8 protein-coding genes, 2 tRNA genes and 5 pseudogenes are annotated in these 15,770 nt (G+C 66.1%); 2 read left to right on the forward strand and 13 right to left on the reverse strand.

Going from position 1 to position 15,770, the window contains the following annotated elements; genetic code table 11:
* Window positions 1-65: 65 nt before the first annotated feature.
* On the reverse strand, window positions 66-821 hold the full coding sequence (rlmB, locus tag BAY1663_RS12970) for a 23S rRNA (guanosine(2251)-2'-O)-methyltransferase RlmB (RefSeq protein ID WP_037041445.1): 756 nt from the start codon (window positions 819-821) through the stop codon (window positions 66-68).
* Window positions 818-3,344, reverse strand: a pseudogene (gene rnr, locus BAY1663_RS12975) (ribonuclease R). The gene rlmB and the pseudogene rnr overlap by 4 nt, the downstream one beginning before the upstream one ends.
* A gap of 204 nt (window positions 3,345-3,548) precedes the next feature.
* On the opposite strand from rnr, the gene BAY1663_RS12980 reads away from it, so the two are divergent.
* Together BAY1663_RS12980 and BAY1663_RS12985 are read left to right on the forward strand one after the other, a co-directional pair.
* Window positions 3,549-3,635: transfer RNA gene (locus BAY1663_RS12980), tRNA-Leu, on the forward strand.
* Between the two features lie 118 nt (window positions 3,636-3,753).
* Window positions 3,754-3,840: transfer RNA gene (locus BAY1663_RS12985), tRNA-Leu, on the forward strand.
* A gap of 139 nt (window positions 3,841-3,979) precedes the next feature.
* On the opposite strand, the gene BAY1663_RS12990 is transcribed toward BAY1663_RS12985, so the two are convergent.
* The 11 genes and pseudogenes from BAY1663_RS12990 to BAY1663_RS23840 form a co-directional block, all read right to left on the reverse strand.
* Window positions 3,980-5,275: an adenylosuccinate synthase gene (locus BAY1663_RS12990; RefSeq protein ID WP_037041446.1), complete on the reverse strand. Its 1,296-nt coding sequence runs from the start codon at window positions 5,273-5,275 to the stop codon at window positions 3,980-3,982.
* Between the two features lie 90 nt (window positions 5,276-5,365).
* On the reverse strand, window positions 5,366-6,553 hold the full coding sequence (locus BAY1663_RS12995; protein ID WP_037041448.1) for an ATP phosphoribosyltransferase regulatory subunit: 1,188 nt from the start codon (window positions 6,551-6,553) through the stop codon (window positions 5,366-5,368).
* A gap of 280 nt (window positions 6,554-6,833) precedes the next feature.
* Window positions 6,834-7,699: pseudogene (gene hflC, locus BAY1663_RS13000) on the reverse strand (protease modulator HflC).
* Window positions 7,699-8,870, reverse strand: a pseudogene (hflK, locus tag BAY1663_RS13005) (FtsH protease activity modulator HflK). Before hflK ends, hflC begins: the two co-directional pseudogenes overlap by 1 nt.
* 98 nt (window positions 8,871-8,968) lie before the next feature.
* Entirely contained in the window at window positions 8,969-10,270 is a 1,302-nt protein-coding gene (gene hflX / locus BAY1663_RS13010; protein WP_037041450.1) for a ribosome rescue GTPase HflX, read from the reverse strand.
* A gap of 11 nt (window positions 10,271-10,281) precedes the next feature.
* Window positions 10,282-10,536 (reverse strand): RNA chaperone Hfq, encoded by a 255-nt coding sequence (hfq, locus tag BAY1663_RS13015; RefSeq protein ID WP_003283098.1) that lies wholly within the window; start codon window positions 10,534-10,536, stop codon window positions 10,282-10,284.
* Between the two features lie 89 nt (window positions 10,537-10,625).
* The gene (gene miaA / locus BAY1663_RS13020) at window positions 10,626-11,597 is read right to left on the reverse strand and encodes a tRNA (adenosine(37)-N6)-dimethylallyltransferase MiaA (RefSeq protein WP_037041452.1); all 972 of its coding nucleotides are present in this window, start codon (window positions 11,595-11,597) and stop codon (window positions 10,626-10,628) included.
* A gap of 265 nt (window positions 11,598-11,862) precedes the next feature.
* Window positions 11,863-13,739, reverse strand: a pseudogene (mutL, locus tag BAY1663_RS13025) (DNA mismatch repair endonuclease MutL).
* A complete protein-coding gene (locus BAY1663_RS13030) occupies window positions 13,736-15,151 on the reverse strand; it encodes an N-acetylmuramoyl-L-alanine amidase (protein WP_037041454.1) in 1,416 nt (471 codons plus the stop codon). The pseudogene mutL and the gene BAY1663_RS13030 overlap by 4 nt, the downstream one beginning before the upstream one ends.
* Before the next feature lie 17 nt (window positions 15,152-15,168).
* The gene (gene tsaE / locus BAY1663_RS13035) at window positions 15,169-15,639 is read right to left on the reverse strand and encodes a tRNA (adenosine(37)-N6)-threonylcarbamoyltransferase complex ATPase subunit type 1 TsaE (RefSeq protein ID WP_037041456.1); all 471 of its coding nucleotides are present in this window, start codon (window positions 15,637-15,639) and stop codon (window positions 15,169-15,171) included.
* Window positions 15,627-15,770 (reverse strand): annotated as a pseudogene (locus tag BAY1663_RS23840) (NAD(P)H-hydrate dehydratase); the annotation flags it as partial. The pseudogene BAY1663_RS23840 and the gene tsaE, both read right to left, overlap by 13 nt.

A 15,770-nucleotide genomic window follows, 5' to 3' on the forward strand; every position in this document is an offset into this window, starting at 1 on the left:
CGAAAAGGCCGATCCGTTTCAGCCGGCACCAGCGCCGGCCAGCAGAGCCTCGCCCGCGGCGCAGGTCAGGCCGGCGCCGCGCCGGCCTTGCGCTGGCGCAGCGCCTCGAACAGGCAGACGCCGGTGGCGACCGAAACGTTGAGGCTGCTGACGCTGCCGGCCATGGGCAGGCGCACCAGGTAATCGCAATGCTCGCGGGTCAGGCGCCGCATGCCCTTGCCCTCGGCGCCCATGACCAGCACGATCGGGCCGGTAAGGTCCTGCGCATAGAGCTCCTGCTCGGCCTCGCCGGCGGTGCCGACGACCCACAGCCCCTTCTGCTGCAGCTTTTCCAGGGTGCGCGCCAGGTTGGTCACCGCCACCAGCGGAATCACCTCGGCGGCGCCGCAGGCGACCTTGCGCACCGTGGCATTGAGCGTCGCGGACTTGTCCTTGGGCACGATCACCGCCAGCGCGCCGGCGGCATCGGCGGTACGCAGGCAGGCGCCGAGGTTGTGCGGATCGGTGACGCCATCGAGCACCAGCAACAACGGCGGTCCCTCGGCGCGATCGAGCAGTTCCTCGAGCATTGCCTCGCCCCAGACCTGGCTGGGGCTGACCTCGGCGATCACTCCCTGGTGCACGCCCTCCACCCAGGCGTCCATTTCGCGCCGCTCGCACTGCCCGACCCGCACCCGCGCCTGGGCCGCCAGTTCCAGCACGACCTGCACCCGCGGATCGCCACGCCCCTCGGCCAGCCAGACCTGCTTGACGCGCTTGGGATGATGGCGCAGCAGCGCCTCCACGGCATGCAGGCCGTAGACCCTCTCCAACTGGCTCATGACTTGGCCTTACGCTTTCTGGGGCCCGCGCCGCTGGCGGCCGGCTTGCTCGCCGGCTTGCCGCCCGACTTGGGCTTGGCCGCGCCACGCTTGGCCTTGCCGGCCGAAGCCTTGCCACCCTTGGCACTCCGGGCCTCGTCCAGCAGCGCCTTCTTCAACTCGCGACTCTTGCGCACATCGGCATTGCCGGGCTCCTGAGTCGCCCGCGAAGCACGTCCGGCCGGCTCGCGCTCGCCCTTGCCACCGCGCTTGCGCTCCTCGCCGGAGGCCTTGCTGCCGCCGCTGATCAGCTCGAAATCGATCTTGCGCTCGTCGAGATCGACGCGCATGACCCGCACCTCGACGCTGTCGCCCAGGCGGAAACTGCGACCGCTACGCTCGCCGGACAGGCGATGGTGCAGCGGATCGAAGTGGTAGTAGTCGCCAGGCATCGCAGTGACGTGCACCAGGCCCTCGACATAGATGTCGGTGAGCTCGACGAACAGGCCGAAGCCGGTCACCGCGGTGATCACGCCCGGGAAGGTTTCGCCGACGCGGTCTTTCATGAACTCGCACTTGAGCCAGTTGACCACGTCGCGCGTGGCCTCGTCGGCGCGGCGCTCGGTCATCGAGCACTGCTCGCCCAGTTGCTCCAGCGCCGCCTCGTCGTACGGATAGATGCGCGCCTTGGGCATGCTCGCCGCGCCTTCGCGGCGCACGTGCGGGGTATCGCGGCGGGAACGGATGACGCTGCGAATGGCGCGATGCACCAGCAGGTCCGGGTAGCGCCGGATCGGCGAGGTGAAGTGCGCGTAGGCCTCGTAGTTCAGGCCGAAGTGGCCGTGGTTGTCGGCACTGTAGACGGCCTGGCTCAGCGAACGCAGCATGACCGTCTGGATCACGTGGTAGTCCGGGCGCCCTGGATGCGCTCCAGCAGCGCCTGGTAATCCTTTGGCGTGGGCCCTTCCTTGCCCTTGTGCAGGCTGAGTCCCAGTTCGCCGAGGAAGGCGCGCAGCTTTTCCTGGCGCTCCAGCGGCGGGCCGTCGTGCACGCGGTACAGCGCGGGGATATCGTGCTTCTGCAGGAACGCCGCGGTGGCGACGTTGGCGCAGAGCATGCATTCCTCGATCAGCTTGTGCGCGTCGTTGCGCTCGGTCGGCTTGATCTCGGCGATCTTGCGCCCGGCGCCGAAGACGATGCGCGTCTCCTGGGTCTCGAAGTCGATCGCGCCGCGGGTATGCCGCGCCTTGAGCAGCACCTTGTACAGCGCGTACAGCTGCTTGAGGTGCGGCAGCACCTCGGCGTACTCGCTGCTCAGCCGCTTGGCCTCGGCCGAGCGGGGCTGCTCGAGCATGCAACTGACCTTGTTGTAGGTCAGCCGCGCATGGGAGTGGATCACCGCCTCGTAGAACTGGTAGTCGGTCATCTTGCCCGACTTGCTCAGGGTGATCTCGCAGACCATGGCCAAGCGATCCACGTGCGGGTTCAGCGAGCACAGGCCATTGGACAGCTCCTCGGGCAGCATCGGCACCACCCGCTCGGGGAAGTACACCGAGTTGCCGCGCACCTCGGCTTCCTGGTCCAGGGCCGAACCGACCTTCACGTAATGCGAGACGTCGGCGATGGCGACGTACAGGCGGAAGCCGCCGGTGAGCAGCTTCCAGCCGCCGGGCTTCTCGCAATAGACCGCGTCGTCGAAGTCCCGCGCATCCTCGCCGTCGATGGTGACGAAGGCAGGTGGCGCAGGTCGACGCGCTTGAGCTTGTCCTTCTCCTCCACCTCGGGCTTGAGCCGGGCCGCTTCCTTCAATACCGCCTGCGGCCAGACGTGGGGAATGTCGAAACTGCGCAGCGCCACGTCGATTTCCATGCCCGGCGCCATGTAGTTGCCGATCACCTCGACGATGTCGCCCTGCGGCTGGAAGCGCTGGGTCGGCCAGTGGGTGATCTTCACCTCGACGAACTGACCGGGCTTGGCATTCAGCGCACGCCCCGGCGTGACCAGCACTTCCTGCTGGATCTTGGGGTTGTCGGCGACGACGAAGCCGACATCGCTTTCGATGTGATAGCGCCCGACGATGCTCTCGTGGGCACGGCTGATCACCTCGACGATCGCGCCCTCGCGGCGGCCACGCCGATCGAGGCCGGCGACCCGCGCCAGACAGCGGTCGCCATCGAAGACCAGGCGCATCTGCGCCGGACTGAGAAACAGGTCGTCGCTGCCGTCGTCGGGAATCAGGAAACCGAAACCGTCGCGGTGACCGCTGACGCGACCGCAGACCAGGTCCAGCTTGTCCACCGGGGCATAGGTGCCGCGCCGGGTATAGATCAGCTGGCCATCGCGCTCCATGGCGCGCAAGCGGCGGCGCAGCGCTTCGATGTCTTCGTCGGAAACGAGCCCGAACTCCTCGACCAGTTGCTCACGGGCGGCGGGCGAGCCGCGCTCACTGAGGTGCTGGAGGATCAGCTCGCGGCTGGGAATGGGGTTTTCGTACTTTTCCGCTTCGCGAGCGGCCTCGGGATCGAGGGATTGCCAATCGGCCATTAAGAGATGTCACCTTTCATTCATTTATAGGGACAGAACGTCCTTTGTCTATTGAAGCGCGAATCGCTCGCCGGCGGCAGCTTTCGCGCGAATTATTTTTCATCTTCAGGGGTTTACAAGGTCGGACCTCGGCCGTATAGTTCGCGCCCACAATGTCTGACAGACGTTGTAACACGGAAACGGCCAAGCATCATCGTTTCCCGTGCCCAGGTGGCGGAATTGGTAGACGCACTAGGTTCAGGTCCTAGCGGTGGCAACACCGTGGAAGTTCGAGTCTTCTCCTGGGCACCACTATTCGAATGAAACCCGCGACACATGCGCGAGTCTCATGCAGGAACGAAGAGTGCCGACTTCGGCTGATGATCATCAGCAAAACGGCAAAGCAAGTCGATGAGCGATCATCGCATGTGCCCAGGTGGCGGAATTGGTAGACGCACTAGGTTCAGGTCCTAGCGGTGGCAACACCGTGGAAGTTCGAGTCTTCTCCTGGGCACCACTCTTCAAGAAAAAACCGAGCTCCGGCTCGGTTTTTTCGTTTCTGCCGTCCTGACATCCACCCAGCCGAAGAAAAGCCCCGCCGAACCCCGGACAGCAAAAGACCGCCCGAAGGCGGTCTCTGCATAGGCAAGGCTAGATCAGGCGTACGGGTGGCGCAGCACGATGGTCTCGTTGCGGTCCGGGCCGGTGGAGATGATGTCCACCGGCGCCTCGATCAGTTCCTCGATGCGCTTGATGTAGGCACGCGCGTTGGCCGGCAGTTCGTCCAGGCTCTTGGCACCCACGGTCGACTCGTTCCAACCCGGCATTTCCTCGTAGACCGGCTGCAGGCCGTCGTAGCTGTCGGCATCGGTCGGCGCATCGACCAGCACCTCGCCGCTGCGATCCTTGTAGCCGACGCAGAGGCGGATGGTGTCCAGGCCGTCGAGCACGTCCAGCTTGGTCAGGCAGATGCCCGAGATGCTGTTGATCTCGATGGCCCGGCGCAGGATGACGGCATCGAACCAGCCGCAACGGCGGGCGCGGCCGGTGGTCGAGCCGAACTCATGGCCGCGCTCGGCCAGGCGGGCACCGGTGTCGTCGAACAGCTCGGTGGGGAACGGGCCGGAGCCGACACGCGTGGTGTAGGCCTTGGTGATGCCAAGGATGTAGTCCAGGTACAGCGGGCCAAAGCCCGAGCCTGTGGCGGTGCCGCCGGCTGTGGTGCTGGAGCTGGTGACGTACGGGTAGGTGCCGTGGTCGATATCCAGCAGCGAGCCCTGGGCGCCCTCGAACATGATGCAGGCGCCCTGCTTGCGCAGCTCGTGCAGACGCGCGCTGACGTCGGTGATCATCGGCCGGAGGATCTCGGCGTAGGCCAGCGCCTCGTCGAGGGTCTTCTGGAAGTCGACCGGCTCGACCTTGTAGAAATTCTGCAGGATGAAGTTGTGGTACTCCAGCAGCTCGCGCAGCTTGACCGTGAAACGCTCGGGATTGAACAGGTCGCCGATGCGCAGGCCGCGACGCGCGACCTTGTCTTCGTAGGCCGGGCCGATGCCGCGGCCGGTGGTGCCGATCTTGCCTTCCGAGCGGGCCGCTTCGCGCGCCTGGTCCAGCGCCACGTGGTACGGCAGGATCAGGGTGCACGAGGGGCTGATGCGCAGACGCTCGCGCACCGGCACGCCCTTCTCTTCCAGCTTGGTGATCTCGCGCAGCAGCGCATCGGGAGCGACCACCACGCCGTTGCCGATCAGGCACTGCACGTTGTCGCGCAGGATGCCGGACGGAATCAGGTGCAGCACGGTCTTCTCACCATCGATGACCAGGGTGTGACCGGCATTGTGGCCGCCCTGGTAACGCACAACCGCAGCCGCCTGATCGGTCAGCAGATCGACGATCTTGCCCTTGCCCTCATCACCCCACTGGGTGCCCAGGACCACGACATTCTTACCCATAACCCTTTGTCCTCTTCGGCGAAGCATACCGGCCACAACCGGCGATAATCGAAACCTGGCCGCCGCCGCGAGAGCGCGGCGCCACAGCCATCAGGACGCCAGCGGAGCCACCGTCCAGACACCATTACTCAACAGCAACTGCCGATCACAGCCCAGCTGCGCGGCATCGCTCCGCGACTGACCATCCAGTGCCTGCACCACACGCTCACCCTGGCGCCGCAGCTCGCGAATCGCACTCCACAGCCCCGGCTCATCGCCGTGCGGCGCCCAGATTCCGGAAATCGGCGTGGTCAGATCGGCATTACCGAGACCGACCAGCGTTTTCAGGTCGGTGGAGAAGCCGGTCGCCGGCCGCGCACGGCCGAAATCGGCGCCGATATCATCGTAGCGCCCGCCCTGGGCGATCGACTGCCCCACGCCCGGCACGAACACCGCGAACACCACTCCCGTATGGTAGTGATAGCCCCGCAGCTCGCCCAGGTCGAAGTACAACGGCAACCGCGGATAGCGTGCCGCGAGCTGCTCGGCGATGAGCGTCAGCGTATCGAGCGCCTTCTGCACCTCGGCGGGCGCGCCCGCCAGCGCGACCCGGGCTTCGTCGAGTGCTTCCCGGCCACCGCACAGGCGTGCCAGCGCCCGCAACATCCCGGCCAGGGACGGATCGAGCGCAGCGGTCAATTCGGCGATCTCGTCCATCGCCTTGCGCTGCAGCGCGTCGAACAGGCGCTGCTCGGCCTCGCCACTCAGTGCGGCCGCCTTGGCCAGGCCGCGATAGATACCGACATGACCGAGGTCCATGTGCACGTCGGGCACATCGGCCAGCTCGAGCACCTCCAGCATCAGGCTGATGACTTCGAGATCGCTGGACGCAGAAGCATCACCGTACAGTTCTGCACCGAGCTGGATGGGGCTACGCGAGGTGGAGAGCGCCTGCGGCTTGGCATGCAGCACACTGCCGGCGTAGCACAGGCGGCTCGGGCCTTCGCGGCGCAGGGTATGTGCATCGACTCGCGCCACCTGCGGCGTGATGTCGGCGCGCAGCCCCATCTGCCGGCCGGAAAGCGGATCGATCACCTTGAATGTGCGCAGGTCCAGGTCCTGGCCGGAACCGGTCAACAGCGACTCGAGAAACTCCACGTGCGGGGTGATGACCAGCTCATAGCCCCAGCACTGGAACAGGTCCAGCACGCGACGTCGTGCGGTTTCGATACGCGCCGCCTCCGGCGGCAGCACCTCTTCGATGCCATCTGGCAGGAGCCAGCGGTCTACCGTTGCCATTCGCGAAATCACCTCTTCCGGTAAGCCCAGACGAAAACCGCGGCAGCAGCCTCGGCTGGCCTCCGGTCGCGTGCTGTCGTATTCGAACCATGGCATCCGAGCCATGCCCCTCGGGGGATCGGCATGACCAGCGCATGCCTGGGATAGTCTGCGACCACGGGGGCACAGACGCAAAAAAGCCGGGATTTTCCCGGCTGGCGGATCATAGCAATGTTTTGCCGACGGGTCACCCGGCGGGCGGCATTGCGCCGCCGGGTGGCTCTGCCAGCGCCATGACGCGCTACTTGCTGTTCTCCAGGTAACGGAAGAACTCGCTCTTGGGATCGAGCACCAGGACGTCTTCCTTGCTGGCGAAACTTTCGCGGTAGGCCTGCAGGCTGCGATGGAAGGCGTAGAACTCCTGATCCTGCCCATAGGCGGCGGCATAGATCGCCGCGGCCTGCGCATCGCCGTCACCGCGCATCTCCTCGGCCTCGCGGAAGGCCTCGGCGAGCAGCACGCGGCGTTGACGATCGGCGTCCGCACGAATGCCTTCGGCCAGCTCCTTACCCTTGGCGCGGTGTTCGCGCGCTCGCGCTCGCGCTCGGAGCTCATCCGCTCGAACACGCTGCGATTCACTTCGCGCGGCAGGTCGATGCCCTTGACCCGCACGTCCACCACCTCGATGCCCAGCTCCTGCTGCGCAGCACGGTTCAGGCTGTTGGTGACCTGCGCCATCAGCTCGTCGCGCTGCCCGGATACCGACTCGTGCAGGGTGCGCTTACCGAACTGGTCGCGCAGCGCCGCCTCGAGACGGCGCGCCAGGCGCTCGTCGGCAATCTGCTTCATGCCGGAGGTCGCGGTGTAGAAGCGTTCGGCATCGTCGACCCGCCACTTGGCGTAGGAGTCCACCATCAGCGCCTTCTTCTCCAGAGTCAGGAAGCGGGAGGTGGTGGTATCCAGCGTCAGCAACCGCGCATCGAACTTGCGCACGCTGTTCACGTACGGAATTTTCATGTGCAGCCCCGGCTTCACGTCGGGCTCGACGATCCGGCCGAAGCGCAGCATCACGGCACGCTCGGTCTGCGAGACGATGTAGAAGCTGTTCCACAGCACCAGCGCCAGCACCACACCCACGATCAGGGCCGTCAGGGATTTATTGCTCATCAGCGGCTCTCCCTCGTACGCACTTCACGCGGGTCCAGTTCCTGCGGCAGACGCGAACTCTGCGCCGCCGCGCCCGATGCCACTCCAGCCGGCGCCGGCGTGCTGGCGCCACGGCTGTTGATCATCTTGTCCAGCGGCAGATAGAGCAGGTTGTTCTGCCCGCTTTCGCCCGTGACCATGACCTTGCTCGTATTGCTCATGACTTCCTGCATGGTTTCCAGATACAGACGCTCGCGCGTGACATCCGGTGCCTTGCGGTATTCGGCGACCAGCTTGCTGAAGCGATCGGCCTCACCCTGGGCACGGGAAATCACCGCATCCCGGTAGCCGCTGGCCTCTTCCAGCATGCGCTGGGCCTGGCCGCGCGCCTCGGGAATCACCCCGTTGGCGTAGGATTCGGCCTGGTTCTTCTCGCGCTGCTCGTCCTCGCGGGCACGGATCACGTCGTCGAAGGCTTCCTGAACCTCACGCGGCGCCGCCGCGCTCTGCAGGTTGACCTGGGTGACGACGATACCGGTGCCGTAGTTGTCGAGGAAACGCTGCAAACGCTCCTTGACCTCGCCAGCCATGGCTTCGCGACCCTCGGTCAGCACCTGGTCCATGGCGGTGGAGCCGACCACGTGACGCACGGCACTGTCGGTGGCGTGCTGCAGACTGACTTCCGGCTGGTCGACGTTGAGTACGAAGGACTGCAGGTTGCTGATCTTGTACTGAACGGTGAGCGGCACCTCGATGATGTTTTCATCCTCGGTGAGCATCTGCCCTGCTTGCTGTAGGAGCGCTCGCGGGTGACGTTCTCCTGGAACTTGCGATCGATCGGCGGGAAATAGATGTTCAGGCCCGGCCCCACCGTCTCGTGATACTTGCCGAAGCGCAGCACCACCGCCTGCTCCTGCTCGTCGACGATGTAGATGGCGTTGAACAACCACACGGCCAGCAGCACGACCAGGGCGATCCAGACCAGGCCGAAACCGCCGCGCTTGCCGCTACCGCCGCCAAAACCGCCACCACGCTTCTTGCCGCCGAACATTCCGTTCAGGCTCTCCTGCAGCTTGCGGAACGCCTCGTCGAGGTCCGGCGGACCCTTCTGGTCGCCGCCACGACGACCGCCGCCGCCACTGCCCCAGGGATCCTGGTTGTTCGAGTTGCCACCCGGCTCATTCCAAGCCATAGCGCTCTCCATTCAAATAAAGCTAAAGGCGCGCCCACGGCGCGCCCGCCAATGCTACAGAAAGCCCCGAGCGCCCGGCAAAATTGCCGATGCGGGCTTTATTGCAAAGTGTGTTGCTCGAGAAAAGCGCCCAACGGCAAGCCTGCGCGGCTGATCAGGCGATTCAATTCGATGCGGGGCAGGCGGATCTCCAGCAGACTGCCACCCTCCTCGTCATGGGATTCGCGCTGCACCGCGCCGAGTTCGAAGAGCTGCGCCCGCAGGCGTCCGAGCCGCTGCGGCAGGCACAGCGTACCGACGAACAGATCGTCGCCGAGCAATTCGGCAATCGCCTGGCGCAGCAGATCGAGCCCCAGCCCCTCACGCGCGGAAACCCAGACCCGCTGCGGCCTGCCATCGGCATCGCGCTGGATCTGCGGCTCGATGCCGTCCATCAGATCGACCTTGTTGTAGACCTCCAGCAGCGGCAACTCCTGGGCACCGATCTCGCCCAGCACCGCCAGCACCTGCTCGATCTGCTGGTCGCGCTCGGGCTCGTGGGCATCGATGACATGCAGCAACAGGTCGGCATTGCTGGACTCCTCCAGTGTCGCGCGGAAGGATTCCACCAACTTGTGCGGCAGGTGCCGGATGAAACCCACGGTATCGGCCAGCACCACCGCCCCGACGTCCTCGAGCTCCAGTCGACGCAGGGTCGGATCGAGCGTGGCGAACAGCTGGTTCGCGGCGAAGACTTCGGACTCGGTCAAGGCATTGAACAGCGTGGACTTGCCGGCGTTGGTATAGCCGACCAGGGAAACCGAGGGAATGTCGGCGCGGCGTCGGCCACGCCGGGCCTGCTCGCGCTGGCCGCGGACCTTTTCCAGGCGCTGCTTGATCTGGCGGATGCGCACCCGCAGCAGGCGCCGGTCGGTCTCCAGCTGGGTTTCCCCCGGGCCGCGCAGGCCGATACCGCCCTTCTGCCGCTCCAGGTGGGTCCAGCCGCGGACCAGCCGGGTGCTCATGTGCTCGAGCTGCGCCAGTTCGACCTGCAGCTTGCCTTCATGGGTTCGCGCACGCTGGGCGAAGATATCCAGGATCAGGCCGGTCCGGTCGAGCACGCGACACTCGAGCGCGCGCTCGAGGTTGCGCTCCTGGCTGGGTGTCAGCGTGTGGTTGAAGATGACCAGCTCGACCTCGCCTTCCTTGACGAGATCATGCAACTCCTCGACCTTGCCGCTGCCGATCAGGAACTTGGCGGATGGCTGATGACGGGCGACGTTGACGAAGCCAACCGCCTCGGCACCCGCCGAGCGGGCCAGCTCCTGGAATTCCTGGGGATCCTCGCGCGCCGCGGGGTCCTGGCCATCCAGGTGCACCAGAATGGCCCGCTCACCACCGCCGGGACGTTCGAAGAACAAGGAAGCCCCCCTCAGTCGTTACCCGACTCGGATTGCTCGGCGTCACCCGCGGTAGGCAGACGCACGGGGCGGCCCGGAACGACGGTGGAGATCGCGTGCTTGTAGACCATCTGGCTGACGGTGTTCTTCAAGAGGATGACGAATTGGTCGAAGGATTCGATCTGACCCTGCAGCTTGATGCCATTGACCAGATAGATGGAAACCGGGACGCGTTCCTTACGCAGTGTGTTGAGGTAAGGGTCTTGTAGCGAATGCCCTTTTGACATGTGCCGCACTCCTTAGAGGATCTTTTCATTAGTTTTTAAAATTACAACCGACGATCCACTTGTTGAGAATAGACGGTCAATTTGCGATGTCAGCTCAATATGGTGAGCGATTGCAGGTATTTCAATGCGCGCGGCAGATTGTCGCAGGCCAGGCTATCCAGCCAGTGCGTTTCTCCCCAGCTCCGCAACCAGGTGAACTGCCGTTTGGCCAGTTGTCGGGTCGCGATGATGCCGCGCTGGATCATTTCGTCCCTGGACATGGAACCGTCCAGATACTCCCAGACCTGCCGATAGCCCACCGCTCTCATCGATGGCATGCCGGGATGCAGATCGCCGCGCTGGCGCAAGGCTTCGACCTCTTCGACAAAGCCCTGTTCAACCATATGAATGAAGCGCTGTTCGATGCGCTGGTGCAGGATGTGTCGCTGCGCCGGCGCGATGCTCAGGTGCGCGACAGTATAAGGCAAGACGCCCGCGCCTGGCGTCTGCGCAGCGGCTTTTTGCGACCTTTGTCGGGCGCGGTGCTCGCTCATGGTCAAACCGCTGACCCGATAAACCTCCAGCGCACGCACCAGCCGCTGCGGATCGTTCGGGTGAATCCGCGCAGCCGATTCCGGATCGACCTCGGCAAGCTGCCGGTGCAGTGCCGGCAACCCCTCGGCGGCGGCCTGCGCCTCGAGTTCGGCGCGCAGCGCCGGGTCGGCGCTCGGCATGTCGGCGAGCCCATCGCGTAACGCCTTGAAATACAACATCGTCCCGCCGACCAGCAGTGGAATCCGGCCGGCCGCCGTGATCTCGGCCATGGCCGCCAGCGCATCGTCGGCGAACTCGGCCGCCGAATAGCTCTGCGCCGGATCGCGGATGTCCACCAGCCGATGCGGAAACGCCGCCAGCACCTCGGGCGACGGCTTGGCCGTGCCGATGTCCATGCCACGATAGACCAGCGCCGAATCGACACTGATCAGCTCGCAGGGCAGCACACGGGCCAGCTCCAGGGCAAGATCGGTCTTGCCCGAGGCGGTGGGGCCCATGAGGAAGATGGCGGGAGGCAGGCGGGACATCGGCGGACTCGCAGCGAACGGCCGCATAGTTTCGGGCTGCAAGCTGCATGCTGCAAGCCCGTGTATCTTTGTAGGAGCGAGCCATGCTCGCGATCTCGACCATGCGAAGCTATCGCGGGCATGGCCCGCGCCTACAGCCTGCGTAGGGTGGATGTCGTTTCCCCCTTCCAGCATGGCCCAGCAACGTGACCCGACCTATGGTTGCATGCGAATCAGCCTGCGAACAGGTCAGCACCCGTCACGCTTTGACAACTCGAAGCTGCCCCTATCGCCCGCGCAGGAACAGCTTGTCCAGCTCGTCCATGCCCAGTTGCGTCCAGGTCGCCGGCCGTGGTTGCACTGGCCGCTGCGCTCGGTGTGTTCCATGTCGCGCAGCAGGGCGTTCATCTCGGGCAGCGTCAGCCGCCGGTTGGCGCGCACCGCGCCGTGGCAGGCCATGGTCGCCAGCAGTTCGTTGAGGTGCGCCTGGATACGGTCGCTGGTGCCGTACTCCAGCAGATCGGCGAGCACGTCGCGCACCAGCTGGGTCGCCTCGGCCTGTTTCAACAGCGAGGGAATCTGGCGGATCGCCAGGGTTTCCGGGCCAAGCCGCTGCAGCTCGAAGCCGAGCTTCTGGAACCACTGCCCGTGCTCCTCGGCGCAATCGGCCTCGCGCTGGCTCACCGCGATGGACTCGGGCACCAGCAGCGGCTGGCCGCGCAGCCCCTCGCTGGCCATGGCGGTCTTCAGCCGCTCGTAGGTGATGCGTTCGTGGGCGGCGTGCATGTCCACCAGCACCATGCCCTGGGCATTCTCGGCGAGGATGTAGACGCCCTTGAGCTGCGCCAGCGCATAGCCCAGCGGCGGCACGTCGTCCTGGCTCGCCGGCAGCGGCGCGGGGCCGGGCTCGGCCAGCGGCGAGAAGAATTCCCGATAGGCGCCCTGGGTTTCGGCGGTATAGCCGCCGGATGCCGGACGCGGCGCCTGGTAGCCGGCCCCTGCCCCGCGCCAGGCCGGCGTCTCGCCCTGGGGCCGCTCGAGCACGCTGGCCGACAGGCTCATCTCGTTCTGCCCGGCGAACTCGCCGGCGGCCAATCCGCTGACCTGGGTCATCGGTGCGACGCTGGCCGGCGCCGCCAACTGGTCTTCCGGACGCACGTCGCCCAATGCGCGGTGCAGGGTACCGTAGAGGAAATCGTGCACCATGCGGCTGTCGCGGAAACGCACCTCGTGCTTGGTCGGGTGCACGTTGACGTCCACCACCGCCGGATCGACATCGAGGAACAGCACGAAGGTCGGATGCCGACCGTTGAACAGCACGTCGCGATAGGCCTGGCGCACCGCGTGGGCGACCAGCTTGTCGCGCACCATGCGTCCGTTGACGTAGAAGTACTGCAGGTCGGCCTGGCTGCGCGAGAAGGTCGGCAGCCCGACCCAGCCCCACAAGCGCAAGCCGTTGCGCTCGATCTCGACGGGCAGTGCCTGTTCGAGGAAGGCCGGTCCGCACACCGCCGCCACCCGCCGCGCTCGCGCGGCGTCGTCGGCGGCCTGGTGCAACGCCAGCACGCCCTTGCCGTTGTGCCGCAGGTGGAAGGCGACGTCGAAGCGCGCCAGCGCCAGGCGCTTGATCACTTCCTGCAGGTGGTCGAACTCGGTCTTCTCGGTACGCAGGAACTTGCGCCGCGCCGGGGTGTTGAAGAACAGGTCGCGCACCTCGACCGAGGTACCGACCGGATGCGCCGCCGGCTGCACCCGCGCCTCCATCTCGCGGCCCTCGGTTTCCACCTGCCAGGCCTCGCCGGCCTCGGCGGTGCGCGAGGTCAGGGTCAGGCGCGAAACGGAGCTGATGGACGCCAGCGCCTCGCCACGAAAGCCCAGGCTCATCACCCGTTCGAGGTCTTCGAGGTCGCGAATCTTGCTGGTGGCGTGACGCGCCAGGGCCAGCGGCAGGTCGTCCGGCGGGATGCCGCAGCCGTCGTCGCGCACCCGCAGCAGCTTGACGCCGCCCTGCTCGACGTCCACCTCGATGCGCCGGGCACCGGAGTCCAGGCTGTTCTCCAGCAATTCCTTGATCACCGAGGCCGGCCGCTCGACCACCTCGCCGGCGGCAATCTGGTTCGCCAGCCGCGGGCTCAGCAGCTGGATGCGCGGCATCTCGCTCATGGCTGCGCCGCCAGTGTGGTGGCGGGAATCTGCAAGGTCTGGCCGATCTTGATCACGTCACTGCGCAGGTTGTTGGCGCTGCGCAGGGAGGCCAGACTGACCTGGTAGCGCTGGGCGAGCAGCGCCAGGCTCTCGCCGGAACGCACCACGTGCTCGCGCGGGCCGCTGTCGACCTTGCCCGAATCGCGCAGCCAGGCGACGTAGCTGCCCGGTGGCGGATTCTCGTGGAAGAACTGCCGCACCCCACTGTGGATCGAGCGCGCCAGCGCCTGCTGGTGGCTGGCGGTCTGCAGCTTGCGCGCCTCGGAGGGATTGGAGATGAACCCGGTTTCCACCAGGATCGACGGGATGTCCGGCGACTTCAGCACCATGAAGCCGGCCTGCTCGACCCGGCGCTTGTGCAGCGGGGTGATGCGGCCCATGTTGCTCAGCACCTTCTGCCCGACGTTGAGGCTGGACGACAGCGAGGCGGTCATCGACAGGTCCAGCAGCACGCCGGCGAGCATCTGGTCCTTGTCACCGAGGCTGACGTTGCCGGCGCCACCGATCAGGTCCGAACGGTTCTCGCTGTCGGCCAGCCAGCGTGCGGTCTCCGAAGTGGCGCCACGATCCGACAGGGCGAACACCGAGGCGCCATAGGCCGCCGAACGCGGCGCCGCATCGGCATGGATCGAGACGAACAGGTCGGCGCCCTTCTTACGCGCGATCTCGGTGCGCTTGCGCAGCGGGATGAAGTAGTCGCCGGTGCGCACCAGCTCGGCGCGGAAGCCCTTCTCGGCATTGATCTGGCGCTGCAGCTCCTTGGCGATCTGCAGCACCACGTTCTTCTCGTAGACCTTGCCCGGGCCGATGGCGCCGGGGTCCTCGCCGCCATGACCGGCATCGAGGGCGATGACGATATCGCGCTTGCTGCTGGGTACCGCCGGCAGCTTCACCGCCGGCAATGCCGGCGACACCGGGGCCGCGGGCGTCGCCGCAGCGGCGGTGACCGGCGGTTCGGCGGCGCCAGGCACGACACTGCCCTGGTCGAACAGGTCGACCACCAGGCGATGGCCGTACTGCTGGTTGGGGGTCAGGCTGAAACTCTTCGGCGACACCGGGGCGTTGAGATCGACCACCACCCGCAGCGTATCGGCGTCGTACTGGCCGGCGCGTAGCGCGGCCACCGGGGTGTTCTGCAGCGGCAACTGGTCGAGCGAGGTCTTGAGCGTGGCCCCCGAGACATCGATGACCAGGCGATCCGGCGCGGTGAGGGTGAAGACCTTGTGCTCGACCGGCCCGGACAGATCGAACACCAGGCGGGTGTTGTCCGGCGCACGCCACAGACGCACGCTCTGCACATCGCTGGCGGCGAAGAGGTCCGCCGCCATGAGCGACAACGCCAGCCCAACGACCAGGGCGCGAATGCGCATACCCAACCCCATGTTATTCATAGCTCTCCATCGGTCAGGGCGGCACACCAGGCTTCGCCCCGCGCGGTGTGGGGCGACAGGCGCAGCGTACGGCCGGCCTCATGCGGCGTAATGGTAATGTCCATGTCCGCCTTTGGCAAAATGCCGGCCCCGCGCTCCGGCCATTCCACCAGACACAGCGCATCGCCTTCGAAATAGTCGCGAATGCCGAGGAATTCCAGTTCCTCGGGGTCGACCAGACGATAGAGATCGAAGTGGAACACGCGCAGCGCGCCGATCTCGTAGGGTTCGACCAGGGTGAAGGTCGGGCTCTTGACCTTGCCTTCATGGCCGAAGCCGCGAATCAGCCCGCGCGACAGCGTGGTCTTGCCGGCGCCGAGATCGCCGTGCAGGTAGATCACGCCGCGACCGCCGGTCGCCCGGGCGATGCGCGCGCCCACGTCCAGCATCGCCGCCTCGTCTTCGGCGTATAGCGTCACTTCAGGCATGGCGACTGCTCCTCGAGCAACTGGCGGATCACCGGAATCAGATCGCTGGCCGCCAGCCCGCGGCCCTCGCCACCGAGCCGCTCGCCCGCCGCGGCATGCAGCCAGGCCGCCAGGCAAGCCGCCGCGAAGGC

It is taken from the genome of Pseudomonas sp. BAY1663 (genome assembly GCF_000582595.1).
GTDB classification, from domain to species: domain Bacteria; phylum Pseudomonadota; class Gammaproteobacteria; order Pseudomonadales; family Pseudomonadaceae; genus Stutzerimonas; species Stutzerimonas stutzeri_AF.

Coding starts and splice junctions, on each gene's coding strand:
- rlmB (WP_037041445.1), bottom strand. CDS start 821: ATGAGCCAGTTGGAGAGGGTCTACGGCCTGCATGCCGTGGAGGCGCTG.
- BAY1663_RS12990 (WP_037041446.1), bottom strand. CDS start 5,275: ATGGGTAAGAATGTCGTGGTCCTGGGCACCCAGTGGGGTGATGAGGGC.
- BAY1663_RS12995 (WP_037041448.1), bottom strand. CDS start 6,553: ATGGCAACGGTAGACCGCTGGCTCCTGCCAGATGGCATCGAAGAGGTG.
- hfq (WP_003283098.1), bottom strand. CDS start 10,536: ATGTCAAAAGGGCATTCGCTACAAGACCCTTACCTCAACACACTGCGT.
- miaA (WP_037041452.1), bottom strand. CDS start 11,597: ATGTCCCGCCTGCCTCCCGCCATCTTCCTCATGGGCCCCACCGCCTCG.
- BAY1663_RS13030 (WP_037041454.1), bottom strand. CDS start 15,151: ATGCGCATTCGCGCCCTGGTCGTTGGGCTGGCGTTGTCGCTCATGGCG.
- tsaE (WP_037041456.1), bottom strand. CDS start 15,639: ATGCCTGAAGTGACGCTATACGCCGAAGACGAGGCGGCGATGCTGGAC.